Below are 25,099 nucleotides of genomic sequence, written 5' to 3'. Positions count from 1 at the left end.
CGTCAGGGACGGTGATCTCATTTGGCACAATCAACAATCTACGATGATACGTATATCGTCGGTGAAGTGGAGCGCGTCATTTTCCTCAGTGAACAGACGCGCTTTACTGTACTCAAAGTATTGATAAATGAAACGAATACAAACTTCGATGATGAAGTGATCGTCACCGGCTATTTCCATGCGATTGCAGAAGGGGAGACATACCGTTTTTCCGGGAAGGTGACGAAACACGCACGCTTCGGCGAGCAGTTCAGTGCGGAAACATTCAAGAAGGAGCAGCCGACCACAGTGCGCGGTGTCATCCAGTACCTGTCCGGGGACACCTTCCCGGGCATCGGTGAGAAGACGGCCAAAAAGATCGTCGAAACGCTCGGCGTCGATGCGCTTAAGAAGATTGCAGACGACCGTTCTGCGCTCAATGAGGTGGGAGGACTCACCGCAAAGAAGCGGGAGATGATCCATCAGCGCATCCTCGAGAACAGCCAGACCGAAAGGCTCGTCATCAAGCTCACCGAGCTCGGCTTCGGGGCACGCATGAGCGCAAAGATCCTGAAGACATATCAGGATCAGGCGCTCCACGTGATAGAGAAGGACCCATACAGGCTGGTCATGGACATAGAAGGCATCGGTTTCCAGACGGCGGACCGCATCGCACATACGGCCGGCATCGCCCGCAATGATGAAAGCCGTCTTGAGGCGGGCATCATGTACATCATGGAAGGCATCGTCATGTCCGACGGGCATACCTTCATGGGGCACGACGAGCTGATCGATCTGGCGGCCGACCTGCTGAACCAGGACGGCCAGGAATACTTCAACAGGGAAGACATCAGCCGGACGATCGATTCACTTTCGGACAATGACAAGCTGGTCCAGTACGAGAAACGCCTGTACATCCCTTCGCTGTTCTATTCCGAATACAAATCCTCTGAACAGATCTACAGGATGATGAACGACCGGATGGATGTCCCGGTCAGTGAAGAGAAGGCTGGGGAAGTCGTCAGCGAAGTGGGGGAGCGGTTCAACATCCACTACAATGCGAAGCAGAAGTCTGCGATGATCGCCGCACTCACAGAGAAGATCTCCATCATCACCGGCGGACCAGGTACGGGCAAGACCACCATCGTCAAGGGCATCATCAAGGCCTATCACGAGCTCCATGACCTGAAGGATCACGAGGAGTACGAAGGGGATGAATATCCGATCAGGCTCGTCGCCCCGACTGGACGCGCTTCGAAGCGCCTGAGCGAGACCGCGGGCATCCCCGCCTCCACGATTCACCGGATGATCGGATGGGGCATGGACACGGAGAAGGATGAAATGATCGATGCCGAAATCGATGCCGATCTGATCATCATCGACGAGATGTCCATGGTCGACACATGGCTCTTCTACCAATTGATGCGCAACGTCAAGCCCTTCACGAATCTCGTCTTCGTCGGCGACAGGGATCAGCTCCCTTCGGTCGGGCCGGGGACGGTCTTCAAGGATCTGATAGAGTCTGAAATCATTCCCATGACCGAACTCGACACGATCTACCGGCAGGGGGAAGGTTCCTCCATCATCCGCCTTGCCCATGAAATAAAGGAAGGGCAGCGGATGGACATCACCGCGAAGTTCAAGGACCGGCTGTTCATTCCGGCAAGGGTGAACCAGATACCCGACCTTGTGGACAATGTCGTCAACAAGGCTGTGGCCAAGGGGTATGACATGCGGGACATACAGGTCCTCGCCCCGATCTACAAGGGGGATGCCGGTATACTGAAGCTGAACGAGATCCTCCAGTCCATATTGAATCCGGAAACGGAGGACAAGAACGAAATCGCCTTCGGTGATGTCATCTTCAGGGAGGGCGATAAGGTGATTCAGCTCGTCAACCGTGCAGAGGACAACATCTTCAACGGCGATTCCGGCGTCATCGAATCCATACTCTTCAAGGATGGCGACGGGGCGGAGAAGGACACCATCATGGTGGACTACGACAGCATCCACATCGCCTATGAGCGGAAGGAACTGACGGAACTCTCCCATGCATACTGCACCAGCATCCATAAGGCGCAGGGGAGTGAATATCCGATTGTCATCATGCCTGTGGTCAGGAGCTACCGCCACATGCTGATGAAGAACATCGTCTATACCGGCATCACGCGGGCGAAGGAGTCACTGATACTGTGCGGTGACGCCGAGGCCTTCTATGAATCACTGGAGAAGGAGGGCATCCAGCGGCGGACCTCACTGTATGAAATGATCCGTCTGCTCTTCGGCAGGGAATCCGGGACGGAAAACGACGGGGCGCCTCCTGCGGCCCTTACGGAGGAGACGATGTTCGAGATCCCGGCGATGATCAATATGGAGGATGTGACCCCGTACGATTTCATTTGACATATCGGATGAATATTTCTATAATCAAAACAAGTTTGATAAAGATGGAATTCTGAGTGTTGGCATGCGCTTTATAGAGACATTGTGGCTGGTGGAAACAATGACGCATCCCTTCACGTGCTGCTTTCCGTCCAGGTGAATACTCTTAGAGTGATGACTCCGGTCATAACTTGGGTGGTACCGCGGTTCAGATCGTCCCATATCATATTGGGAGGATCTTTTTTATTTTCCAAAAACTGAGGAGTGAGAGTAATGAAGCAATTGACAGGCAATGAGATAAGGGAAATGTTCATCAGCTATTTCAGGACACAGGGGCACATGGTGGAACCGAGTGCACCGCTCGTCCCGATCGATGACGACTCCCTGCTCTGGATCAATTCCGGGGTGGCGACCCTGAAGAAATACTTCGATGGCCGGGTCATCCCGGACAACCCGAAGATCGTCAACGCACAGAAGGCGATCCGTACCAACGATATAGAAAATGTCGGGTTCACAGCCCGCCACCATACATTCTTCGAAATGCTCGGGAACTTCTCCATCGGAGATTATTTCAAGGAGGGGGCAATCAAGTATGCCTGGGATTTCCTCACGAACAGTGAGTGGATCGGCTTCGATGAAGATCTGCTCTACGTGACGATCCACCCTGAGGATGAGGACGCATACGACATCTGGAGGAATGTCATCGGACTCTCTCCTGAGCGCATCATCCGCATCGAAGGGAACTTCTGGGATATCGGCGAAGGTCCATGCGGTCCGAACAGTGAAATCTTCTACGACCGTGGACCGGAATTCGAGTTCGATACACCGGCTGAAGAAATGTATCCTGGCGGGGAAAATGAACGCTATCTTGAAATCTGGAACCTGGTCTTCAGTGAGTTCAACCACAACAAGGATGGCTCATACACGCCGCTGCCGAAGAAGAACATCGATACCGGCATGGGCCTGGAGCGTATGGCAAGCATTACGCAGGAGGTGCCGACGAACTTCGACACCGACCTGTTCACGCCGATCCTCTCCCGCATTGAAGCTGTCAGCGGCAGGAAGTACGGCCAGAGTGAAGATACGGACGTCGCCTTCAAGGTCATCAGCGACCATATCCGTACAGTGAGCTTTGCGGTGGCGGACGGGGCGCTGCCTTCGAACGAAGGCCGGGGATATGTCCTCAGGAGGCTGATCCGCCGTGCAGTACGCTTCAGCAAAGAGCTCGATATCGAGCGTGCCTTCATGTACGAGCTAGCGGATCCTGTTGCTGAAGTGATGCATGGCTTCTATCCCAATGTCACAGAGCGCCTCTCCTTCATCCGTGACGTCATCAGGAAGGAGGAGGAGCGCTTCCTGGCGACCCTCGATGAAGGCATCCAGATATATGAGCAGGTCCGTGAAAAGGCGAAAGCGGGCGGCGGCGTCATCAGCGGCCATGATGCATTCAGGCTCTATGACACATATGGATTCCCGTATGAGCTGACGAAGGAATATGCGGAGAATGACGGCCTTGAAGTCGATGAGGAAGGATTCGTCGAGGAGATGAAGCAGCAGCGTGAACGTGCGCGGAACGCAAGGAAAGCGGGCGAATCCATGCAGGTGCAGTCCGAGACGCTTGCGGGCCTTACAGCACAGAGTGAATTCACCGGCTACCACTCCCTTAGGGAGTCCGGCCGACTGCTCTACATCGTCCAGGACGATCAGGCGGTCGACAGTGCCACAGAGGGCACGGTCGAACTGATCTTCGACAGGACGCCGTTCTATGCCACAAGCGGGGGACAGGTCGCAGACAAGGGACGCATTTCGAATGAAGGGACGGAACTTCAGGTCGAATCCGTGTACCGTGCACCGAATGGCCAGAACGTCCATGTGGCGCGCATCGGGTCCGGCACCGTCAAATCCGGTGAAACCTTCACCCTGGATGTGCTGAAGGACAGCCGCGACTTCATCACGAAGAACCATACGGCGACGCACCTGCTCCATCAGGCGCTCAAGGATGTGCTTGGAGACCATGTCAACCAGGCAGGTTCCCTCGTCGAGAAGGAGCGTCTGCGCTTCGACTTCTCCCACCTCGAAGGCCTTACCGATGAGGAGATTGAAAGGATCGAAACGATCGTCAATGAGAAGATCTACAGCAACATGAATGTCGAGATTTCCGAAATGCCGATCGGCCAGGCCAAGGAGAAGGGTGCGATGGCACTGTTCGGGGAGAAGTATGGAGACGTCGTCCGCGTAGTGGACATCGACCAGTACTCCGTCGAACTGTGCGGAGGCATCCATGTCAGGAACACCGGGGAGATCGGGCTGTTCAAAATCGTCTCCGAAACGGGCATCGGTGCCGGTGTGCGCAGGATCGAAGCGGTGACGAGCCGTTATGCCGTCAATCTCTACAAAGAGAAGGAGGCACTGCTTGCGTCCATTTCAGGCCGTTTGAAGGTCAGGGAGAACCAGGTGGAGAAGCGTGTCGACTCCCTGCTGGATGAAAATCGCAGCCTCCAGCAGAAGATCAAGGAGCTGCAGGCATCCAGACAGGATGAAAAGCTTGCGGATGTGACCGGCGACATCAAGGAAATCGGCGGTGTCCCCGTCCTCTCCAAGGAAGTTCCGGCGGATGATGCCAAGGAACTGCGCGCAACGATGGACCGCATAAAGTCCCGGGCGCAGGACGCCATCATCGCCCTCGGCGCCGTCAATGACGGCAAGGTCTCGCTTGTGGTCACGGTGCCGAAAGAACTGACGGACAGGTTCAAGGCCGGTGAAATCATGAAAGGCATGGCCTCCACAGTGGAAGGCAAAGGCGGCGGCCGGCCGGATATGGCACAGGGCGGCGGTACGGCGCCCGAGAATATAACAAATGCATTACAATTTGTTGAAGACTACATTAAAAGTTCTCAATAAAACGGTAACAATGATATAATGGATGAAATGCAAGCAAGGATGGGAGTGCTGATTTTGAATCAATTTGATGAAACGATGAAGTTTGATGTGGATGATGCGAAAGCACACAATGTGAAGGAAATCATGACCACTGTCTATAACACGCTTGAAGAGCGTGGATACAACCCCATAAACCAGATCGTCGGCTACCTGCAGAGCGGGGACCCTGCGTACATCCCGCGCCATAATGAAGCGCGGAACCGCATCCGCCACATCGACCGGGATGAAATCATGGAAGTTCTTGTACGGACATATATCGAGAAGGAAATCCATGAATAGGATACTGGGGCTTGATGTAGGCACAAAAACAGTCGGCATCGCACTGAGCGATGCCCTGGGCTGGACAGCACAGGGACTGACTACACTGAAGATAGACTATCATGAAGAAGTATACGGCATTGAAGAGGTGGCCCGGATTGTGGAGGAGAATGACGTCTCCACAATCATCGTCGGTCTCCCCAAAAATATGAATAATTCTGTCGGCGAAAGCGGCGACAGGTCCATCCATTATAGTAAATTGCTTGAAAACGAACTGCCAGATGTTAAAATAATATTATGGGACGAGCGTCTCAGCACCATCGGTGCAGAGAGATCGCTCCTTGAAGCGGATCTCTCCCGAAAAAAAAGAAAAGCTGTAATCGATAAAATGGCCGCGGTATTTATACTGCAGGGCTATCTCGATAATCCAGTTAAAGGAGACTGAACTATGAGTCAGGAAGAAATGGATTTCAACATGGAAGAAGAACTTCTGACACTGTATGATGAGGAAGGCAACGAGGTCCTCTATCGCAAGATGCTGGAATTCCATCATCCAGAATTCAATAAGGATTATGTGATCCTTGCTGAAGAAGGCAACTTCTCCAATGATGATGAAGAAATAGAGCTCATCCCGATGATCAATGTGCCGGATGAAGACGGCGATGGCGGCAAGTTCATGCCTGTCGAGACGGATGAAGAATGGGATATGATTGAAGAGGTTGTAAACACCCGGATGGATGAACCGGAAGAGTAGATCTTTTTCAGTTAATAGGGAATGGCTTCCAATATCGATTGGAAGCTATTTTTGAGATAGGAGTCATATATGAGTAAATACGATGATATTAAATTTTCAAAGACTGTTTCATCCTACCTTTCGTTATTTGTGATTGCTGCGCTTGCGGTCATCTTCATCGTGGCTGCATTCTTCATTTATATGTACATCAAATCGGGGTCCGAACCGCTGGACCCGAACTCAACCGAGATGAAGAACGTGACGATTGAGCAGGGATCATCAGCGGGCATGATCGGTGACCAGCTCGAACAGGAGGGAATCATCAGAAACGGTACGATGTTCGAATACTTCCTGAAGCTGAACAGCATTACAAACTATCATGCAGGGGACTATGAACTCTCCCCCTCCATGGATTTCGAACAGATAGCCAAGACACTCGAGACCGGCAGGGTCTACGAAGAAGTGCACCATAGGCTGACGATACCTGAAGGGTATGCCATCGAGCAGATCGCCGAACAGGCGGATGAACAGCTGCCGATAGTGGCAGACCGCTTCCTCGAGCTGATGGAGGATGAGGAGTTCATCAAATCGCTGATTGAGGATTATCCGGATATGCTTTCAGAGGATATATTGTCCGATGACATAAAGTATCCGCTTGAGGGCTATCTGTATCCCGCCACCTACGATATTACAGAGGAGGAGCCTGAAATAGAGACACTCGTCAGGCAGATGCTGGATGCGACAAGAAACAACACCTACAGCGTCTTCCAGTCGGGCAATGGCTACTCGATCAATTTCGAAGGGGAATCAGAGGAGCTTTCCTTCCATGAATTCCTGACCCTCTCCTCCCTTGTGGAGAAGGAGGCGACTTCGCTCGCCGATCGTTCCAAGATTGCGAGCGTCTTCCTGAACAGGATGTCGGAAACGCCGAGCATGCCGCTCCAGACGGACCCGACCGTACTCTATGCTCTCGGTGAACACCAGGAGCGCACCCTTTTCGAAGACCTGGAAGTCGAAGACCCATACAACACCTATATCCATACGGGGCTGCCCCCGGGTCCGATTGCTTCACCTGGCATGGAGTCCGTCCAGAGTACGATGAACCCGTCCAACACCGACTATTACTATTTCCTTGCAGACAGTGAAGGCAACAACCACTTTGCTGAAACCTTCGAGGAACACGTCGAGAATCGTGAGAAGTACATCAATAACAACTAAAGGTGAAAATCACCTTTTCAACCAAAATATTTTGTGCTACTATGAATTGTGATAAACAAAGCAACTGATAACTTAGGTTATCAGTTGTATTTTTTGTATATGGTGGGGAATATGGACATTTACGAATATGTTAGGAATCTTAATGCACAGCCGGAAATCTTTCCGGATATGCTTGAATATGCAGAGGCGCATCATGTTCCGATCATGGATGCGGATGCGCTTGGCGTACTGAAGCACTACATGAAACTCGCCGGTGTCAGGCATGTGCTTGAAGTCGGGACGGCCATAGGCTATAGTGCAATGCATATGCTCTCCGTCGATCAAGATGTTGATGTAGTGACGATAGAGAAGGACGAGGCCGCCCACAGCCGGGCGAACATCTTCTTTGAACAGCATGGGTTGGCAGGCAGGGTGCGGAGCCTGCTTGGGGACGCCAAGGAGATTCCGCTTGAAGCGCTTGGCGGCGAACCTTTTGACCTGCTCTTCATTGATGCATCAAAAGGGAACAACCGGCGCTTCTATGAGCGGTACATGCCGCTCGTGAAACCGGGCGGACTGATCATCGTCGACAACATACTGCTGCGCGGCCTTGTTACCGAAGAGGCCATCACCTCGAGGGGGACGCGCAGGATGAAGGAGAAGGTCGACGGCTTCAACAGGATGATTGCAGAATCGGATGCGTCCTCGGCCTTCCTGCCGGTGGGCGACGGACTGCTCGTCATCACTAAGGACAAAGAGGGAGAGCACAGATGAAAAGACCAACAGTCATAGGCATTGCCGGAGGCTCCGGCTCCGGAAAGACTTCGGTGACCCGTAAAATCATGGAGGCGCTGAATGGTCACAGCGTCATTCTGATCGAACAGGACTACTACTACAAGGATCAGAGCGATAAGACATTCGAAGAGAGGCTCGAGACGAACTATGATCATCCTTTCGCCTTCGACAACAATCTTCTGATATCCCATATCAGGCAGCTGATCGACCGCCAGCCGGTCGAGATACCGACATACAACTATGAAATACACACCCGGAGTGATGTGACCATCCAGGTGGAGCCGAAGGATGTCATCATCATAGAGGGGATCTTTGCCCTTGAAAATGAGCAGCTGAGGAACCTCATGGATGTCAAACTCTATGTGGATACCGATTCCGACATCCGCATCCTGAGACGGCTGAAGCGGGATATCGAGAAGCGGGGACGCACAATGGACTCGGTCATCAGCCAATATTTGAACGTCGTCCGGCCGATGCACCTGCAATTCATAGAACCGACCAAGCGTTTCAGTGACATCATCATCCCAGAGGGCGGAGAAAACAATGTGGCAATCGATCTGATTACGACTAAGATCCGCACTCTGCTCAATGAATAGACGATAGAAAACAAACTTAACAATTATATGGAGGGTTACGATGGATCTACAAAAAGAATATCCAATGACACAGAGTGGCTATGAACAGCTTCAGGAGGAACTCGAGCATCTGAGGACGGTAAAGCGTCCCGAAGTGGTGGAGAAGATCAAGGTAGCAAGAAGCTTCGGGGACCTTTCCGAGAACTCCGAGTATGATGCTGCGAAGGATGAACAGGGTTTTGTGGAGCAGGAAATAACTAAAATCGAAGATATGCTGCGCCATGCAAAAATCATCGAGGATACAAGCAACAACAATATGGTGCAGATCGGCAAGACGGTTACATTCAAGGAACTCCCGGACGGGGATGAAGAATCCTACCAGATCGTGGGAAGTGCCGAAGCGGATCCATTTGAAGGAAAGATTTCAAATGAATCACCGATTGCGAAATCACTGCTTGGTGCAAAGCTCAATGATTCTGTGAATGTACCGCTCCCGAACGGCAATGAGATGAAAGTGGAGATCGTGTCTATTGACTAAAGGCACCATCGGCATCATCGGAGCCATGAAGCCTGAAATCGATATCCTCAAGGAGTGGATGGATATCGAGGCGACGGATACGATTGCCCATACGAAAGTGTACAGGGGGACCCTCTTTGAACAGGATACCGTACTTGTTGAAAGCGGCATCGGCAAAGTCAATGCCAGCATGATAACAGCGCTCCTGATCGAACGCTACAATGTCCGGATCATCATAAATACAGGTGTCGCCGGCGCATTGTCGGGTGACCTTGATGTGACGGATATGGTGGTGAGTACTTCGGTCCTCCACCATGATGTGGACGCCGTCGAGTTCGGCTATGAGCTCGGGCAGGTGCCCGGTATGCCTAAGTTCTATATTGCTGACAAAGGGCTCGTCAAGCTGACGCTTGAAGCGATAGCGGCGCATCCCTCCATCAAGGGACATGGCGGTCTGGTCGTCAGTGGAGATTCATTCATCAGCAACAGTGAACAGAAGAATGGCATCACCCGCAACTTCAGAAAGGCGATGGCCGTCGATATGGAATCGGCCGCCATTGCACAGACCTGCTACCAGTATTCCACACCATTCGTCATCATCCGTTCCATATCCGACAAGGCGGATGACACGGCCGATATGACTTATGAAGAATTTCTGTCGAAAGCTTGTGTTCATTCATCCGAAGTTGTAAAATCATTATTGAAGGACTTGTAATCAGGAGGGAAAATCCATGCTTTTTCTTATGATCATTTCAATCATCATTACAGTCGTTATCGGTTTCCTCATCTACAAGGATACTGAAACAGAAGATAATGAAATCATTGAATAACACAAAAAGCGCCTTAATCTATTAAGGGGCTTTTATTTATGTGGTAGAATATAAAAAAAACTCATTAGGAGTGCGCATATTGAAGCTGCTAGAAAAATATTTCCTTCCCAGTGACTATTTCAAGGAATTTCAAGGAATTACGCCCCAATATTTGAAGGAACGCGGAATTCGCGCTGTCATCATAGACCTCGACAACACGCTTGTGGGATTCGACGAACCATCAGCCAGCGAAACGGTGCTGAAATGGTTCAGGACGATGAAGGACAATGGCATTAAGGTAACGATCGTCTCCAATGGCAGCCGCGTCAGGGTCAGTGAATTCAGTGATCCCCATGACATCGAATATATATTCAGAGCAAGGAAGCCGCTTGCGCGATCCTACAGGAAGGCAGTGCACATGATGGGCATGGACAGTTCCGAGACCGTCATGATCGGCGACCAGCTGCTCACCGATGTATTCGGAGCGAACCGGGCCGGTCTGAAGAGCATCCTTGTCCTTCCCGTCAAGGACAAGGACGGATGGGCGACTGTCGTCAATCGGAGGATCGAACGCATCATCATGAAGTATTTCGACCGTAAAGGTCTAATCCAATGGGGGGACTAACATTTGGAATCGATAAAATGTATCGGCTGTGGCGCTGAGCTGCAGACCGAAGATAAGAATAGACCGGGGTTCATCCCGGCAAGCGGGCTCGACAAGGAGGAGCCGATCTGCAAAAGGTGCTACCGGCTCAAACATTATAATGAAGTGATGGATATCGATGTGGACTCCGGGGAGTTCATGACCATGCTGAACGCCCTGTATGAAACCGACGGGCTGATCGTCAAAGTCATCGATGTCTTCGATTTCCATGGCAGCCTCATCCCTTCCTTCAACCGTATCGTCGGCGACAAGAAGGTGGTCGCCGTCATCAACAAGATCGACCTGCTGCCGAAATCCATCAACCGCGGCCGTCTGGTGCACCGTGCAAAGCAGATGCTCAGCGAAGCGGGCATCACAGCCGTGGACACGGTAGTGGTCAGCGCCATGAAGAATGAGGGCATCGATAAGCTCGTCGATAAGCTGTCGGGATATGCCGACGGTAAGGATATCTATGTCGTGGGCACGACGAATGTCGGGAAGTCGACGCTGATCAACCGGCTCATCGAGAATACTTCCGGCGATAAGGAAGTGATCACTACGAGCAGGTTCCCGGGCACGACGCTCGATTTGATCGACATCCCGCTCGGCGGGGGTGCATTCATCTATGATACCCCGGGTGTAGTGATGGATTCCCAGATGGCCCATTATGTGAGCAGTGAGGATCTGAAGCACATCACCCCGGCGAAGGAAATCAAGCCGAAGGGGTTCCAGCTGGACTCCGGTCAGACGCTGTTCATATCGAATCTCGCACGTGTTGATTTCGTCGATGGGGACAGGAACAGCTTCATCGTCTATACCAACCACGCGCTGAACATCCACCGTACCAAGACGGAAAATGCCGAGGCTTTCTACGAAAAGCATTTCAACACACTGCTTGCACCCCCGGAACTCGAGACGCCATATTTGAGCGCGTCCTATGAAACGTTCGAATTCGACATCAGGGAGGACAGCGACATTTCCATCAGCGGTCTGGCCTTCATCCGTGTGGGTGCAGGCGCAAAAGTGTCGGTCCGCGTTCCGAAAGGAATCGATGTCACAAGCAGGCCGACGATATTTAAAGGTGGGGTATAATGGGTAATTATGCAGTAATAGGATATCCAATCTCCCATTCTCTCTCCCCCCTCATCCACAATGCGAATTTTGAGGCGAAGGGATCAGATGACAACTATGCGGCACTTTCTGTACATCCGGATCACTTGCAGCATATCAGGGATCTGGTTGCGTCGAAGGAGCTCTCAGGATTCAACGTGACGATTCCGCATAAGGAAGCGATCATTTCATATCTGGATGCAGTGGACACGGACGCAAAGAAGATCGGAGCGGTCAATACGGTATCGATCGATGGGGACAGGCTGACGGGCCACAATACCGACATTACCGGCTACATGAATGCCTTCCTCGAGGTTTTCGGCCAGGCAAAGCGGCGCGTGCTCATCATCGGTGCGGGCGGGGCCGCCAAAGCCGTCCATCGCGCGCATGCCAACAATGGGGATGACGTGACGATCGCGGCCCGGCGCATCGAAAGCTTCAAACGGTTCACAGACGATGACTTCAAAGCCATGCTGATCCCGGACATCACCGGGACAGAAGAGTTTGATGCCATCGTAAATGCGACACCCGTGGGCATGAAGGGGGAGGACCTTCTGAAGGAGATGGATATTCCTGAATCATTGATATCCCGAAGTGCGGTCGGAGTCGACCTGATCTATCAGCCACAGAAGACGAAGTTCCTTGAGTATTTTGCGGACGGCCATCATATGAATGGTATGCCGATGCTCATCCATCAGGCAATGGACGCATATGGCATCTGGACAGGTGAAGAAGGGGACTACGGGGCAATAAATAAAAAATATGAAGAATATATCGGAGGTAAATCATGAATAAATTATCTTCACGTCAAGTGAAGCAGCTCAAATCAAAGGCACATCATCTCAACCCCATTTTCCAGGTCGGTAAAAATGGGGTGAATGACAATTTCCTGGAGCAGATCGACGATGTGCTTGAAAAACGGGAACTGATCAAAATTTCCATCCTTCAGAACTGCCTTGAAGACAAGGACAACATTGCAGCACAGATCAGCGAAGGGACGGAGAGCCATATCGTTACGGTCATCGGCAATACGATTGTGCTGTATAGGGAGTCAAAAGAAAATAAAAAGATTGAGCTGTCATGAAGATAGGTTTTTTTGGCGGAACATTCGATCCGGTCCATCCCGGGCACATCCATGCGATCGTTGAAACCAAAATTTCACTTGGACTGGACAAGGTGGTCTGCATTCCCGCGAAGCAGTCGCCGCTCAAAAAGAATGCGCCCACCCGGGATGATCATCGCCTGAATATGCTGGAACTTGCCATCAGGGATTATGGTTTCATGGAGATCGACGACTGGGAAATGACCCAGGAAGGCATCAGCTACACATATGATACAGCCGTCCATCTGCAGGAAGAATATCCGGAGGATGAACGCTATTTCCTGATCGGTACCGATCAGTATAAGAGTTTTGAAAAATGGCATCGGCATGAGGAACTGCTCAAGCTCATGGACTTCGTCATCATGGACCGGTATTCGGGTGAGCCCATCAGCGATGACAGGTTCATCACCATCAACCAGCCGGTGATCGAAATATCCTCCACAATCATCAGGGACCGCATCAGGGACGGTGAAATCGTCCGCCATCAGCTGGATCCCGAAGTGTATCAGTATGTAAAGGAGAATCATCTGTATGAAGCATAAGGCAGCCATCACCCTCGTAAAGGACAAACTGCCCGAGAAACGCTACAAGCATTCCAAACGGGTTGCTGAAACAGCAATTGAAATGGCCAAGATATATGGTGGGGACGCCAACAAATGTTTCCTGGCCGGCATTCTCCATGATTTCTCCAAATACGATGAACTGGGAGAAATGTACCAGTACGTGACGAACTACAAGCTCGACCCGGAACTGCTGAGCTTTAAAGCTGAAGTGCTGCATGGACCTGTGGCGGCAGTCAAGATGCGGGAGGAGCACGGCATCCTGGACGAGGAGATCTACCAGGCGATAATGAACCACACCACCGGCAGAAGCCATATGTCCCTGAATGAGAAGATCATCTATGTTGCCGACTACATCGAACCGAAACGGTCCCAGCCCGGCGTCGACCAAATACGTGATATCGTATTCGAGGAGAAGAACCTCGATCTCGCGATATATGAAATCACAAAAGCGAATGTGCTCCATCTGGTCTCGAAGGACCGGGCAGTCTATCACAGGACAGTGGAGTGCCTCAACTACTATAATATGGTTAAGGAGTGACTGTATGGATACGGAACACCTTGTCAATATGCTGATTGAAGCATGTGATAATAAACGTGCAGAAGAAATCATGAAATTTGATGTAAGTGATACGAGCAGTGTCACGGACTGCTACCTGATCTGCCATGGGAATTCGGACAGGCAGGTGCAGGCGATTGCAGATGAAGTCATGGATGTCTGCAAGGAGAATGATCTGGATTTCCTCGTTGAAGGATATAAGGATGCAAAATGGGTCCTTCTTGATGTCAATAACGTGGTTGTACATGTCTTCCACAAGCCTGAACGAGACTACTATAACCTTGAACGCCTGTTCAAACACGGTGAGCGTGTTGAAGTCTAGACCCGTCTATCAGCTGTTCAGCCACTATTATGATGAATTGACATATGATATGCCCTATGGACTGTGGCTCGACATCATCCGCCAATTCAAGGGTGGACGCCGGACGGTACTCGACATCGGCTGCGGGACGGGCAGATTGACGGCCCAGCTGCCTTTCGATGAAATCATCGGCATGGATCAGTCGGATATGATGATCGATGTGGCGAGACAGGAAAGTGGAGGGAATATCTCGTATGTTCAGGGCGACATGAAGGATTTCGATCTCGGCAGACAGTTTGATATGGTGACGGCGACCGTCGACGTCCTCAACTATTGCCACGACGAAGGTGAGGTGCTGGCTGTTCTTGAGAATGTCTACAACCACCTGACCCCCGGGGGGCTCTTCATATTCGACATCCACAGCGTCTTCAAGATGACGAACGACTTCAACGATGTGACATACAGTGATGAAACGGATCACATCACCTATATATGGAATGCCATCAAAGGGGAGGCGCCCCTTTCCGTCATCCACGACATGACCTTCTTCATAAAGGAGGAGGAAACATCGGACCTTTACCGTAAAGTGCAGGAAACACATGTCCAGCGGACTTATACGCATAAGGACATGCTCCAGCTCATCGACAGGTCCGGATTCATCATCGATACCGCATTCAGTGATTTTGATGCCGAGAATGCAGTGACAGAAGTGTGTGATAGGGTATTCTATATATTGAAGAAGAAACAGCGATGACATGAACCCGGCTATTGAGCCGGGTTATTTTTATTTCTCAAGTTTTTTTATTTATTTGACATCGAAAAAAATCAAAATGCCCTTTTTGCTCCATATATATATATAAAGAGGTTTTTTATGGAGGAGAATGGCATGATGGATATCAGATCAATATGGGAGAAGTACAAATTTTGGATTGCCGGCGGTGGCGTCCTGCTGCTGGTGGCTGCAGCCTTTGCCCTGCTTTCCGCCGATGAGGGTGTGGAGGTGATGGCCTATCAGCCGGAATCCTCCATTGAAGAGCCCTCCCTGGAGGAGATGACGACGGAAGCGGCGACCATTTTTGTGGAAGTGAAGGGTGCGGTGAAGTATCCGGGGGTATTTGAGCTGCCGCCTGATGCCAGGGTCAAAAATGTGCTGGAGATGGCCCAGCTTGAGGCCGATGCAGACCTCCTCACCGTCAACCAGTCCATGAAGCTTGTGGACGAGATGGTGATCTACGTACCTGTGGCCGGAGAAGTCGGGGAGGCGGATGTCCCCGTGCCCGAAAGCCCCGCGACCGCCGATGACGGCGAAAAGGTGAACATCAACACCGCTGGGGTGGAGGAGCTCGTGACATTGAACGGCATCGGAGAGAAGAAGGCACAGCTCTTCATCGATTATCGGGAGGAGCACGGATTGTTCATGAAACTTGAAGACATCAAGAACATACCCGGCATCGGCGATAAAACATTTGAAAGTCTGGAACCTTATATTACAATAGATTAATGGACAGACAAGAGGAGGGATAGAATGAGAATAGACTGGCATCAGTACTTTCTGGCACAGAGCCACCTATTGAGCCTCCGTTCGACATGTGAGCGGCTGAAGGTGGGGACGACGATCGTGAAGGACAACCGGGTGATCGCCGGTGGCTATAATGGATCCGTATCGGGAGAGGCCCACTGCATAGATGTCGGCTGCCTCGTTGAAGGAGGCCACTGCATCAGGACCATCCATGCGGAAATCAATGCACTGCTCCAATGCTCCAAATTCGGCGTGTCCACGGAAGGGGCGAGCATCTATGTCACGCATTTCCCATGTGTACACTGCACGAAGTCGCTGATACAGGCCGGTATCCGATACATATACTATGCCGAAGACTATAAGAACCATCCATACGCCCTGGAACTGCTGGATAAGACCGGTGTCCATTATGAACGCATCGATTTCGACAGGGCAAGCATCATCGATTCTTTTGAAAAGCAGCCATGATCCTTTTTCTCATACTGCTTTCGGTGCTCAATGGATACATTCTGCATGCCCAGCCGGTTCCGGCGGTGTTTTTCATCATCATTTCCAGTCTCATATGCCATAGAAGAATGGAGGGGAAGGCATTCCTTCTCTTCCATCTTGGAACGACAGCCATTGTAGCAATGGCTGTCTTTATTTTGCCTGAAACCGATTCACCCGCCATGGTGGATAACGTGACAGTCACTGGCTATAAGTACTACCGGGATGGAGTCGCACATACTGTGGCCCATGAAGACGGACGCTACGACCTGTACATGGAGGAGGCGGTAGAACTCCCGGTTGGGGCAGTATGCCAGGGGCCTTTTGAAGTGGTGGTGCCGGAAGTGCAGCGGAATTTCATCAAGAAGGATGACCGTGTGCGCATGAAGGTCAATGGTCTGGATGGCCGCATATATGCCGATTCGGTCGATTCAAGCCAATGTGCGGCAGGTCCCATGACATGGGGCATGCAGCTGGCAGAAATGCGTGACGGATATATGGAAGCCGTGCTTGGGTCGACAGTGCATGACTATAAGTTTGATATACTCACCCTATCCGTCGGCAACAAGTCATATATCACCTCCGAGCTCTTCGATAAGCTGCAGAAGCTCGGCATCTATCACCTCTATGTCATCTCGGGCACGCATGTGGCCTTCATCACTGCCATCCTGTTCCATGTACTGAACCGGTTCAGGCTGGACATCACTTTGATCAAGCTGTTGATGATTGCCGCACTTCTGGTCTTCCTGTGCCTCAATTTCTTCAGTCCGAGCGTCTTTCGGGCAGTCTTCATGACGGTGACGCTGCTCCTTGTTTCATTCACAAGAAAAAAGCCGTATCTTTCCGTCATCTCGCTCTCTGCACTGGTGCAGGTCGTGATCAATCCTTGGATCGTCCTCCATGCCGGCTTCCAACTGTCCTACATCACGACCTTCATGATCATCCTGAGCCGCCATTACTGGAGCGGCTCAGGCTTCTTCATCCAACTGCTCGGCATCACCCTGATCGCCGAGATATCCACGCTGGTCATCCTGCTCCACCAGTTCAATGAACTGAGCATCAGCGGCATTGCAATGAATATGATCTTTGTACCGATCTTCACCTCCGTCATCTTCCCGATGGTCATACTGTTCAATATCATGGTTTTCACCCACCTGCCTGAAGTCGTGGATGCAGGATACGCTTTCGTCTTCGGAACTCTGAAGGATGTGATCACGCTGATCGCTGACGGCATGGACCACCGTACATCGGTGGGCAGCCTGGGGCCATTCTGGCTCATCCTGCTGAGCACCCTGTCCTACTGGATGATCCGGACCCTCTGTCTCAGGCAGGTCAGGCGGTTCCTGATGCTTTCTGCATGCTTCATCCTATCAATATTTCTGATCGACCGTATTCCCCACGATGACTTTACTGTTACAATGGTGGATGTCGGCCAGGGGGATGCATTCGTCATAGAGGATCACCGGAACCGCTCCGTCCTCCTCATCGATACGGGCGGCAGATATTATTATCGGGATGCGGGACAGATGCTCTCCGACCAGACCGTCCTCCCATATCTCAAGGAAGCGGGAATCGACCGCATCGATATGATGGTCCTGTCGCATTTCGACCTGGATCATGTGGGGGAGGCGCATCATATCATCGGAAAGATGTCTGTGGACCACATATACGTGAACCCCAACGATCCCGGCTTCCAGGTGTGGCATGAAGAGATGCCCGATGATTTTCGGGGAACGGTCGTAGATGCACTTCAAACCAGGGAGCTGCAGGTGGGGGATATCGCCATCAGACGGCTTTTCCCCGGACCTGCGCACAGTGATGATGATCCGAACAGGAATTCACTGGTACTGGAAGTGGACACCGGGTCCTACAGTTTCCTTTTTACAGGGGATACGGATGAAGAGATGGAGCAGTTGTGGGTGGGCGAGGCAGGCCGGATTGAAGCGGATGTGCTGAAGCTTGCACATCATGGTTCGGACACATCCACAGGAGAATATTTCATTGCCAATTCGGATTTCACTTATGGCCTCATATCCGCTGGGGCGGGGAACCGGTATGGGCATCCGCACCGTGAGGTCTTGGAGCGGGCAGGGGGTATGGCCATTCTTGATACATCGAAGCACGGCATGGTGCGTTTTAGGATCGACGGCAGGGAGATGTGCATCGAAACGAAGCTTGATCCATCGCTCAATCACTGCATAAAAAAAAGAGCTGAATGATCAGCTCTTCTATCCGGCAACAATCTGGAAGATCTGGGCGATGACGTAGATTACAGTAAGCCCAAGGAATCCGACGATGAAGCCGAGTCCGGAATCGACGACATCATTGTTCTTTGATTGTACATGCTTTTCGAATTTATTCATGAGATAACCTCCTAAACATATCACTAATAGTATAGGATATTTATTATAAAAAAGCTATAATGGATTTACAATTAATACAGGAGTGACGTTAAATGGAACGATTACAGCTAATATACGGTAGCAACACCATGAGGATTTCCGAAAAGGCAAAGATATTGGCACAGTCCTATGTCAAAGAGCCGGATGCCTTCAGCATAGTCACCCTGAATTATAAAGAGACACCGGTTGAAGCCATTATAGAGGAAGCGCAGACATTGCCGTTCCTCTCGGATGCGAAAGCCGTCATCGTGGAGGATGCCTTTTCCTTCACCGGGGCCAAAGTGCGCTCGGAAGTCGAACACAATATCGACCTGCTTGTGGAATACATCAACAATAAGAATGATGATACGCTCATCATCTTCAAAGTATACAGCGAACAGCTGGACAACAGGAAGAAGATCACCAAACTGATGAAGTCGAAGGGGAAAGTGACGGAAATCAGCGAAATGACCGAGCAGGAAGTCCGCAGCCATATAAGAAGCACGGCCGAGAAGGCGGAGGTCGATATGGCGCCTGAAGCCCTCGACCTCTTCATCCAGCTGGTCGGCATCAAGTATGATCACGTGACCAACGAGCTTGAAAAGCTGCTCCTGTATGTGGAGGACACCATCACGAGGGAGGATGTCGAGGAGATCGTCAGCGTCAGCCTGGAGCAGAACATCTTCAAACTGACGGACCTCATCCTCTCGGGCAGAAAGGCGGAAGCGGTAAGGCTGCTCAGGGTGCTCATCCTGCAGAATGAGGAGCCGATGCAGCTTTTGCACCTCATCATCAGCCAGCTCAGGCTGCTTTACCAGGTGAAGCTGATGCAGGGTGAGGGCTATCAGGGGGACTTCATTGCAAAATCCCTCAAGGTCCACCCGTACAGGGTGAAGCTTGCCGGCCGCGAGGTCAGGAAGTACCGGCAGGAGGAGCTTGAACAAAAGATGGTCAAATGCCGGGACATCGACTACAAGTTCAAATCCAGCTATCTGGACAGGCAGAGCCTGTTTGAACTGTTCATCATGGAGATATGAAAACGGCCCCCTTCAGGAATGACTAAAGGGGGCTGTCTTCATTTACGGCAAATAAAAAAACCTTCCTGTGGAAGGTTTTATTTTGCCATGAGCTTGGATTTCATACGTGCTGCTTTGTTACCGTGGATCAAGTTCTTCTTGGAAGCTTTATCTACGTGTTTCACAGCGTTTGAAACGAGTGTTTCAACGTTTTCTGAATTATTTTCTTTAGCAGTCATTGCGCGTTTGACAGCTGTGCGCATCTCACTTTTTTGGGCAATGTTCTGATTATGAGCGGATTCAGTAGTCTTCACTCTTTTGATTGCTGATTTAATGTTAGGCATTGCATTCACCTCCACCTTGTAGTTGTACAACTTTTATTGCAACAAAAAGTATTTTATCAAATATCCCGCCGTTATGCAATATAAATGGAAAATGAATTGAATGAAATTATGTTTGTTGTTATAATACAACCACTGTCTAATAAGAGAAAGTTGGAAGATATATGAATGATCAAGAGCGTTTGAAACGTCAGGAAAAAATAAGGAACTTTTCAATCATCGCCCATATTGATCACGGCAAGAGTACACTCGCAGACCGTATTCTTGAAAACACCAAGTCCGTCACATCAAGGGAGATGAAAGCGCAGCTCCTGGATTCGATGGATCTGGAGCGTGAGCGCGGCATCACAATCAAACTGAATGCGGTACAGCTTAAATATACGGCCAAGGATGGGGAAGACTACATCTTCCACCTGATCGATACACCGGGGCATGTCGACTTTACATACGAGGTCTCGAGATCCCTTGCAGCATGTGAAGGGGCTGTGCTTGTCGTGGACGCGGCACAGGGCATCGAAGCGCAGACGCTTGCCAATGTATATCTGGCATTGGATAACGATCTCGAACTGATTCCAGTCATCAACAAGATCGACCTGCCTGCAGCGGATCCCGACCGGATTGCCCAGGAAGTGGAGGACGTCATCGGGCTCGACAAGGACGAGGCCATCCGTGCCTCTGCAAAGGCGAACATCGGCATCGAGGAGATTCTGGAGCGCGTCGTCAAGACTGTCCCTGCTCCTGCAGGAGACCCGTCCGCACCGCTCAAGGCACTGATCTTCGACTCTGTCTTCGATCCATACCGGGGTGTCATCTCCTCCATACGGATCATGGAAGGGACCGTGAAACCGGGCGACAAGATCAAAATGATGGCGACCGGCAAGGAATTTGAAGTGGCCGAAGTCGGCATCAACACACCAAAGCCGCTGCCTGTGAAGGAGCTGACCGTCGGAGACGTCGGCTACCTCATGGCATCCGTGAAGAATGTCAGCGATTCCCGCGTCGGAGACACGATAACCCTGGCCAACAATCCGGCGGAAACACCGCTTGAAGGCTATAAGAAGATGAACCCGATGGTCTACTGCGGCATCTATCCGATTGACACGGGCAAATACAACGACCTGCGTGAGGCGCTCGAGAAGCTTGAACTGAACGACTCCTCCCTCGTCTACGAGCCGGAGACATCCCAGGCACTTGGCTTCGGTTTCCGTACCGGATTCCTCGGTCTGCTCCATATGGAGATCGTCCAGGAACGCATCGAGCGTGAATTCGGCATCGAGCTGATTGCGACTGCACCTTCAGTGATATATGAAGTGTACATGACGGACGATTCGGTGATGACGGTGGATAACCCTGCAGAAATGCCGGATCCGCAGAAGATCGACCACATCGAGGAACCTTACGTCAAGTCCACGGTCATGGTGCCGAATGAATATGTCGGAGCAGTGATGGAGCTTTGCCAGAAGAAGCGCGGCAACTTCGTCAACATGGATTATCTGGATGACATCCGCGTCAACATCATCTACGAAATTCCTCTGTCGGAAGTGGTGTTCGACTTCTTCGATCAGCTCAAGAGTCAGACGAAGGGCTACGCTTCATTCGACTATGAACTCATCGGCTACCAGGAAAGCAGGCTGGTCAAGATGGATATACTGCTTAATAACGAGAAAGTCGACGCACTCAGCATCATCGTCCACCGCGACTTTGCATACGACCGGGGCAAGAATATCGTGGAGAAGCTTAAGACCCTCATTCCGCGCCAGCAGTTCGAAGTGCCGGTCCAGGCGGCAATCGGAAACAAGGTCATCGCCCGGACGAACATCAAATCGATGGGCAAGAACGTACTTTCCAAGTGCTACGGCGGGGACATCAGCCGGAAGCGCAAACTGCTTGAGAAGCAGAAGGAAGGAAAGAAGAAAATGAAGGCAGTCGGAAATGTCGAAATACCTCAGGAGGCATTCCTTTCTGTACTTAAAATGGATGAAGAGTAGAAGCCACTATCAAGTGGCTTTTACTTTTGAATGGAGTGGAAAAAATGGTCGAGAGTCTTTATATTCATATTCCCTTTTGCAACCGCATATGCACGTACTGCGACTTCAACAAGGTACTGATCAAAAATCAGCCGGTCGACGACTATCTGGATGCACTGATCCGCGAGATCGAAATGATCGGGGAGGACTGCATGAAGACGATCTTTGTCGGCGGGGGCACACCGACGGCATTGACGGAGGCGCAGCTTGCCCGTCTGCTTGAAGTGGTCACCGGGAAATTCACGGTGACGGATGAGTTCACGTTCGAGGCCAATCCTGATGAACTGACGCCGGGGAAACTCGATGTGCTCAAAAGCTACGGTGTGAACCGCATCAGCCTTGGTGTGCAGACATTCAATGAAGACCTTCTGAAAGTGCTCGGCCGTTCCCACGGCTATGATGATATATTCAATGCCATCAATCATATGGAGAAGATCGGCCTCGACAACTATTCGCTTGATCTGATGTATAATCTGCCTGGGGAAACGATGGAAGATATAGAAGACAGCCTGCGCCACATCGAACGCCTCAAACCGAAGCACATCTCCTGGTATTCGCTTATCATCGAACCGCATACGGTGTTCTACAACCAGATCAGGAAAGGACGGATGCAGGTGGATGATGATTCGGCGGAAGGGGAGAAGTACTTCCATATCATCGAAGCCCTGGCAGAGCGCGGCTACCCGCAGTATGAGATATCCAATTTTTCGACGCCGCAGTACGAATCTGCCCACAACAAGACGTATTGGCTGAACGCACCCTACTATGGCACCGGGGCAGGCAGTCATGGGTATGTCGGCGGGACGCGGTACTACAATATCAAGCCGGTCAACCATTATATCCAGTCCATGAAGGAGACGGGCAGTGTCGTCAAGGAAACCCTGCCGCTCGATGAGAAGGCGCAGATGGAGGAGGAGATGTTCCTTGGCCTCCGTATGAACAGGGGCGTCGAAATCGCAAGGTTCGACAGGAAGTTCAGCCGCCCGATGGGTGATGTGTATGGATCCGTGCTCGAACAGGAAATCGGAAAGGGGCACCTTCAGGAAAGGGATGGTTTCATCTCCCTGACGGAGAAGGGGCGTCTGGTCGGAAACACCGTATTCATGGAGTTCCTGCTCTAAAATTGGGTTTTCGGCAATTATCGAACATAAGGATTGACATACTTTGACCATTTTGATAAATTAATATTGGCACTTAAGGATATAGAGTGCTAATGAGGTGATGTCAATTTTAACCCAGAGACAGGAGATCATTCTTTTTTCAATTGTCGATGACTTTTTGAAGGTTATGATGCCGATCAGTTCCAAGCATCTGATTGAAAAGTACAGGCTTGACATCTCTTCGGCGACCGTCAGAAACGAAATGGTCAGGCTGGAAGCTGACGGCTTCCTGACGAAACCCCATACATCAGCCGGCAGGATTCCTTCTAGGAAGGCGCTGCGCTTCTATATAGATATGCTCAACAAGCAGATCGGCGAATCCGAAGACCAGCTGAATTTCAACATCATCCCGGAAGCGGGAGGGGATATGGACCGCAATGAGATGAGCCGGTCCCTGGCCGATATGATCAGCAATACGACACAGTATCTGACACAAGTGTCATTGTCCGAAGAGGACGAAACGGTCAAAGGTCTTTTTCTGACACCCATCACCACAAATACACTACTCCTTATCATCGTCCTTGAGTCGGGAACAATCAGAAAGATACCGGTTGAAATGGATGGAAATGTCACTGTTCCAGAGCTTGAAAAGCTTGGTAATGAAATGAATGTGCTCTCATATGGACAGCCTGTGAGCAGCCTGCCGTCGATCATCCATGCGATACGTGTCAGGCGTCAGCTCGGCACCCTCAAATCAAGCATCATCAACGCGGTCGTTGACGGAATAGGCGAACCGCAGCAGGTGGTCGGCCATTCCGGCTTCAATCATCTGATCCACCAGATCAGCACGGATATCAGTACATTACAGCTGCTGTACGATGATATGGAATCGGATCAGTTGAATGATATCATCGATCTCAATACAATAGATGGGGTCGACGTATATTTCAGTGACGAGCTGAATCGGGATTATGATTCCATTTCGGTCATTGCAACGAATTTCAACGTCAATGGCATGGATGGGAATCTCATGATAATTGGTCCTGAAATAATGGGGTACAAGGAAGTCATCCGACTGATGTATTCCATCCGGAACCAGGAAATAAGAAGGAGTGATCGCAGTGACAGAGAATAAAACCAAGGAAGAATTGGAGCAGGAGCTTGATGGACAGGCTTCTGAAGAGGAAACAAAAACCTCCCAGACTGAAACCGAAGACGTGGCGGTTGAAGATGCAGCCGACGTCGAAGCAGATGGCGGGGATGAAGCAGATTCAGAACTGAAGGCGAAAGATGAAGAGATCGAATCATTGAAGCAGCAGGTCGAAACGGAAGAGAACAAGTACCTGAAGCTCTATGCGGAGTTTGAAAACTTCAAGCGCAGAAACCGTCAGGAAATGGAAACCAACAACAAGTACAAGCATCAGGGAATGGTTGAGGACCTGCTGCCGATCATCGACAATTTCGAACGTGCACTCAAGATCGAAGGGGACTCCGACTCGTTCAATTCCCTCCTCAAAGGTGTGGAGATGGTCTATAACGACCTCGTCAACACATTGATGAAGCATGATGTAAGGGAAATAGAGAGTGTCGGACAACCGTTCGATCCGAACTATCACCAGGCCGTGATGACGGAAGCTTCCGACGAAGATGACGGTATCGTCATCGAGGAATTCCAGAAGGGCTACATCCTGAAGGACAGGGTCATCCGCCCGAGCATGGTCAAAGTAAGCGAATAGCAGTACAACACCGAATGAAAATTTTCTATAATG

The 25,099-nt window shown here is 50.8% G+C and carries 28 protein-coding genes; 26 read left to right on the top strand and 2 right to left on the bottom strand.

The window, feature by feature from the left end; all coding sequences use genetic code 11:
• Positions 1-21: 21 nt before the first annotated feature.
• From recD2 to EDC33_RS02635, 21 genes are all read left to right on the top strand, one after another.
• Entirely contained in the window at positions 22-2,382 is a 2,361-nt protein-coding gene (gene recD2, locus EDC33_RS02735) for an SF1B family DNA helicase RecD2 (protein WP_124010096.1), read from the top strand.
• 252 nt (positions 2,383-2,634) lie between these two features.
• Positions 2,635-5,262, top strand: coding sequence for an alanine--tRNA ligase (gene alaS, locus EDC33_RS02730; protein ID WP_124010095.1), 2,628 nt, complete (start codon positions 2,635-2,637; stop codon positions 5,260-5,262).
• Positions 5,263-5,316: 54 nt separating this feature from the next.
• Positions 5,317-5,580, top strand: coding sequence for an IreB family regulatory phosphoprotein (locus EDC33_RS02725; RefSeq protein WP_040105512.1), 264 nt, complete (start codon positions 5,317-5,319; stop codon positions 5,578-5,580).
• The gene (ruvX, locus tag EDC33_RS02720; protein WP_124010094.1) at positions 5,573-6,004 is read left to right on the top strand and encodes a Holliday junction resolvase RuvX; all 432 of its coding nucleotides are present in this window, start codon (positions 5,573-5,575) and stop codon (positions 6,002-6,004) included. The genes EDC33_RS02725 and ruvX overlap by 8 nt, the downstream gene beginning before the upstream one ends.
• A 3-nt stretch (positions 6,005-6,007) precedes the next feature.
• A complete protein-coding gene (locus EDC33_RS02715) occupies positions 6,008-6,313 on the top strand; it encodes a DUF1292 domain-containing protein (RefSeq protein WP_040105510.1) in 306 nt (101 codons plus the stop codon).
• Between the two features lie 69 nt (positions 6,314-6,382).
• Positions 6,383-7,510 carry an endolytic transglycosylase MltG gene (mltG, locus tag EDC33_RS02710; RefSeq protein WP_124010093.1) on the top strand — a complete coding sequence of 376 codons (1,128 nt, stop codon included), beginning with the start codon at positions 6,383-6,385 and terminating at the stop codon, positions 7,508-7,510.
• A gap of 111 nt (positions 7,511-7,621) precedes the next feature.
• Positions 7,622-8,263, top strand: a complete 642-nt coding sequence (locus EDC33_RS02705; RefSeq protein ID WP_124010092.1) for an O-methyltransferase — start codon at positions 7,622-7,624, stop codon at positions 8,261-8,263.
• Positions 8,260-8,880, top strand: coding sequence for a uridine kinase (udk, locus tag EDC33_RS02700; RefSeq protein ID WP_040105507.1), 621 nt, complete (start codon positions 8,260-8,262; stop codon positions 8,878-8,880). The genes EDC33_RS02705 and udk overlap by 4 nt, the downstream gene beginning before the upstream one ends.
• A gap of 40 nt (positions 8,881-8,920) precedes the next feature.
• Positions 8,921-9,397, top strand: a complete 477-nt coding sequence (greA, locus tag EDC33_RS02695; RefSeq protein ID WP_040105506.1) for a transcription elongation factor GreA — start codon at positions 8,921-8,923, stop codon at positions 9,395-9,397.
• On the top strand, positions 9,390-10,091 hold the full coding sequence (locus tag EDC33_RS02690) for a 5'-methylthioadenosine/adenosylhomocysteine nucleosidase (RefSeq protein ID WP_124010091.1): 702 nt from the start codon (positions 9,390-9,392) through the stop codon (positions 10,089-10,091). Before greA ends, EDC33_RS02690 begins: the two co-directional genes overlap by 8 nt.
• Positions 10,092-10,285: 194 nt before the next feature.
• On the top strand, positions 10,286-10,810 hold the full coding sequence (locus EDC33_RS02685; protein ID WP_040105505.1) for a YqeG family HAD IIIA-type phosphatase: 525 nt from the start codon (positions 10,286-10,288) through the stop codon (positions 10,808-10,810).
• Between the two features lie 3 nt (positions 10,811-10,813).
• Positions 10,814-11,920, top strand: coding sequence for a ribosome biogenesis GTPase YqeH (yqeH, locus tag EDC33_RS02680; protein ID WP_124010090.1), 1,107 nt, complete (start codon positions 10,814-10,816; stop codon positions 11,918-11,920).
• Entirely contained in the window at positions 11,920-12,729 is an 810-nt protein-coding gene (gene aroE, locus EDC33_RS02675; protein WP_094905683.1) for a shikimate dehydrogenase, read from the top strand. Before yqeH ends, aroE begins: the two co-directional genes overlap by 1 nt.
• Positions 12,726-13,022: a ribosome assembly RNA-binding protein YhbY gene (yhbY, locus tag EDC33_RS02670; protein ID WP_094905682.1), complete on the top strand. Its 297-nt coding sequence runs from the start codon at positions 12,726-12,728 to the stop codon at positions 13,020-13,022. The genes aroE and yhbY overlap by 4 nt, the downstream gene beginning before the upstream one ends.
• Complete coding sequence (gene nadD, locus EDC33_RS02665) at positions 13,019-13,582, top strand: nicotinate (nicotinamide) nucleotide adenylyltransferase (protein ID WP_094905681.1); 564 nt, start codon at positions 13,019-13,021, stop codon at positions 13,580-13,582. The genes yhbY and nadD overlap by 4 nt, the downstream gene beginning before the upstream one ends.
• Positions 13,572-14,141, top strand: a complete 570-nt coding sequence (yqeK, locus tag EDC33_RS02660) for a bis(5'-nucleosyl)-tetraphosphatase (symmetrical) YqeK (protein WP_094905680.1) — start codon at positions 13,572-13,574, stop codon at positions 14,139-14,141. Before nadD ends, yqeK begins: the two co-directional genes overlap by 11 nt.
• A gap of 4 nt (positions 14,142-14,145) precedes the next feature.
• Positions 14,146-14,481, top strand: a complete 336-nt coding sequence (gene rsfS, locus EDC33_RS02655) for a ribosome silencing factor (RefSeq protein WP_094905679.1) — start codon at positions 14,146-14,148, stop codon at positions 14,479-14,481.
• Positions 14,468-15,214, top strand: a complete 747-nt coding sequence (locus EDC33_RS02650; RefSeq protein WP_229716650.1) for a class I SAM-dependent DNA methyltransferase — start codon at positions 14,468-14,470, stop codon at positions 15,212-15,214. Before rsfS ends, EDC33_RS02650 begins: the two co-directional genes overlap by 14 nt.
• A 135-nt stretch (positions 15,215-15,349) precedes the next feature.
• A complete protein-coding gene (locus tag EDC33_RS02645) occupies positions 15,350-15,961 on the top strand; it encodes a helix-hairpin-helix domain-containing protein (protein WP_094906046.1) in 612 nt (203 codons plus the stop codon).
• Positions 15,962-15,985: 24 nt separating this feature from the next.
• Positions 15,986-16,447 carry a ComE operon protein 2 gene (locus EDC33_RS02640; protein WP_040107039.1) on the top strand — a complete coding sequence of 154 codons (462 nt, stop codon included), beginning with the start codon at positions 15,986-15,988 and terminating at the stop codon, positions 16,445-16,447.
• Positions 16,444-18,684 (top strand): DNA internalization-related competence protein ComEC/Rec2, encoded by a 2,241-nt coding sequence (locus tag EDC33_RS02635; RefSeq protein WP_124010088.1) that lies wholly within the window; start codon positions 16,444-16,446, stop codon positions 18,682-18,684. Before EDC33_RS02640 ends, EDC33_RS02635 begins: the two co-directional genes overlap by 4 nt.
• Before the next feature lie 9 nt (positions 18,685-18,693).
• Here EDC33_RS02635 and EDC33_RS02630 read toward each other — a convergent pair whose 3' ends face one another.
• On the bottom strand, positions 18,694-18,828 hold the full coding sequence (locus EDC33_RS02630) for a YqzM family protein (RefSeq protein WP_084217810.1): 135 nt from the start codon (positions 18,826-18,828) through the stop codon (positions 18,694-18,696).
• A gap of 92 nt (positions 18,829-18,920) precedes the next feature.
• On the opposite strand from EDC33_RS02630, the gene holA reads away from it, so the two are divergent.
• The gene (gene holA, locus EDC33_RS02625) at positions 18,921-19,883 is read left to right on the top strand and encodes a DNA polymerase III subunit delta (RefSeq protein WP_124010087.1); all 963 of its coding nucleotides are present in this window, start codon (positions 18,921-18,923) and stop codon (positions 19,881-19,883) included.
• A 77-nt stretch (positions 19,884-19,960) separates the two neighbouring features.
• Here the strand turns inward: holA and rpsT are convergent, their stop codons facing one another.
• On the bottom strand, positions 19,961-20,206 hold the full coding sequence (gene rpsT, locus EDC33_RS02620) for a 30S ribosomal protein S20 (RefSeq protein ID WP_031548992.1): 246 nt from the start codon (positions 20,204-20,206) through the stop codon (positions 19,961-19,963).
• Between the two features lie 161 nt (positions 20,207-20,367).
• Here rpsT and lepA point away from each other — a divergent pair, with 161 nt between their 5' ends.
• The 4 genes from lepA to grpE all read left to right on the top strand — a co-directional run bounded on the left by lepA (position 20,368) and on the right by grpE (position 25,066).
• On the top strand, positions 20,368-22,191 hold the full coding sequence (gene lepA, locus EDC33_RS02615; protein WP_124010086.1) for a translation elongation factor 4: 1,824 nt from the start codon (positions 20,368-20,370) through the stop codon (positions 22,189-22,191).
• A 44-nt stretch (positions 22,192-22,235) separates the two neighbouring features.
• Positions 22,236-23,351, top strand: a complete 1,116-nt coding sequence (gene hemW / locus EDC33_RS02610; protein ID WP_124010085.1) for a radical SAM family heme chaperone HemW — start codon at positions 22,236-22,238, stop codon at positions 23,349-23,351.
• A gap of 100 nt (positions 23,352-23,451) precedes the next feature.
• Positions 23,452-24,465 carry a heat-inducible transcription repressor HrcA gene (locus tag EDC33_RS02605; RefSeq protein ID WP_124010084.1) on the top strand — a complete coding sequence of 338 codons (1,014 nt, stop codon included), beginning with the start codon at positions 23,452-23,454 and terminating at the stop codon, positions 24,463-24,465.
• Positions 24,452-25,066 carry a nucleotide exchange factor GrpE gene (gene grpE, locus EDC33_RS02600; RefSeq protein ID WP_094905672.1) on the top strand — a complete coding sequence of 205 codons (615 nt, stop codon included), beginning with the start codon at positions 24,452-24,454 and terminating at the stop codon, positions 25,064-25,066. Before EDC33_RS02605 ends, grpE begins: the two co-directional genes overlap by 14 nt.
• Positions 25,067-25,099: the final 33 nt, after the last annotated feature.

This window comes from Salinicoccus roseus, assembly GCF_003814515.1.
GTDB lineage: Bacteria > Bacillota > Bacilli > Staphylococcales > Salinicoccaceae > Salinicoccus > Salinicoccus roseus.
The sequence above is the reverse complement of the archived record's forward strand: the minus strand, read 5'-3'. Positions and strand labels throughout refer to the sequence as shown.

What these genes read in the sequence shown, in the direction of transcription:
- alaS (WP_124010095.1), top strand. Translation starts at nt 2,635, where the DNA reads ATGAAGCAATTGACAGGCAATGAGATAAGGGAAATGTTCATCAGCTAT.
- ruvX (WP_124010094.1), top strand. Translation starts at nt 5,573, where the DNA reads ATGAATAGGATACTGGGGCTTGATGTAGGCACAAAAACAGTCGGCATC.
- EDC33_RS02715 (WP_040105510.1), top strand. Translation starts at nt 6,008, where the DNA reads ATGAGTCAGGAAGAAATGGATTTCAACATGGAAGAAGAACTTCTGACA.
- mltG (WP_124010093.1), top strand. Translation starts at nt 6,383, where the DNA reads ATGAGTAAATACGATGATATTAAATTTTCAAAGACTGTTTCATCCTAC.
- EDC33_RS02705 (WP_124010092.1), top strand. Translation starts at nt 7,622, where the DNA reads ATGGACATTTACGAATATGTTAGGAATCTTAATGCACAGCCGGAAATC.
- udk (WP_040105507.1), top strand. Translation starts at nt 8,260, where the DNA reads ATGAAAAGACCAACAGTCATAGGCATTGCCGGAGGCTCCGGCTCCGGA.
- greA (WP_040105506.1), top strand. Translation starts at nt 8,921, where the DNA reads ATGGATCTACAAAAAGAATATCCAATGACACAGAGTGGCTATGAACAG.
- aroE (WP_094905683.1), top strand. Translation starts at nt 11,920, where the DNA reads ATGGGTAATTATGCAGTAATAGGATATCCAATCTCCCATTCTCTCTCC.
- yhbY (WP_094905682.1), top strand. Translation starts at nt 12,726, where the DNA reads ATGAATAAATTATCTTCACGTCAAGTGAAGCAGCTCAAATCAAAGGCA.
- nadD (WP_094905681.1), top strand. Translation starts at nt 13,019, where the DNA reads ATGAAGATAGGTTTTTTTGGCGGAACATTCGATCCGGTCCATCCCGGG.
- yqeK (WP_094905680.1), top strand. Translation starts at nt 13,572, where the DNA reads ATGAAGCATAAGGCAGCCATCACCCTCGTAAAGGACAAACTGCCCGAG.
- rsfS (WP_094905679.1), top strand. Translation starts at nt 14,146, where the DNA reads ATGGATACGGAACACCTTGTCAATATGCTGATTGAAGCATGTGATAAT.
- EDC33_RS02645 (WP_094906046.1), top strand. Translation starts at nt 15,350, where the DNA reads ATGGATATCAGATCAATATGGGAGAAGTACAAATTTTGGATTGCCGGC.
- EDC33_RS02640 (WP_040107039.1), top strand. Translation starts at nt 15,986, where the DNA reads ATGAGAATAGACTGGCATCAGTACTTTCTGGCACAGAGCCACCTATTG.
- EDC33_RS02635 (WP_124010088.1), top strand. Translation starts at nt 16,444, where the DNA reads ATGATCCTTTTTCTCATACTGCTTTCGGTGCTCAATGGATACATTCTG.
- EDC33_RS02630 (WP_084217810.1), bottom strand. Translation starts at nt 18,828, where the DNA reads ATGAATAAATTCGAAAAGCATGTACAATCAAAGAACAATGATGTCGTC.
- holA (WP_124010087.1), top strand. Translation starts at nt 18,921, where the DNA reads ATGGAACGATTACAGCTAATATACGGTAGCAACACCATGAGGATTTCC.
- rpsT (WP_031548992.1), bottom strand. Translation starts at nt 20,206, where the DNA reads ATGCCTAACATTAAATCAGCAATCAAAAGAGTGAAGACTACTGAATCC.
- lepA (WP_124010086.1), top strand. Translation starts at nt 20,368, where the DNA reads ATGAATGATCAAGAGCGTTTGAAACGTCAGGAAAAAATAAGGAACTTT.
- hemW (WP_124010085.1), top strand. Translation starts at nt 22,236, where the DNA reads ATGGTCGAGAGTCTTTATATTCATATTCCCTTTTGCAACCGCATATGC.
- EDC33_RS02605 (WP_124010084.1), top strand. Translation starts at nt 23,452, where the DNA reads ATGTCAATTTTAACCCAGAGACAGGAGATCATTCTTTTTTCAATTGTC.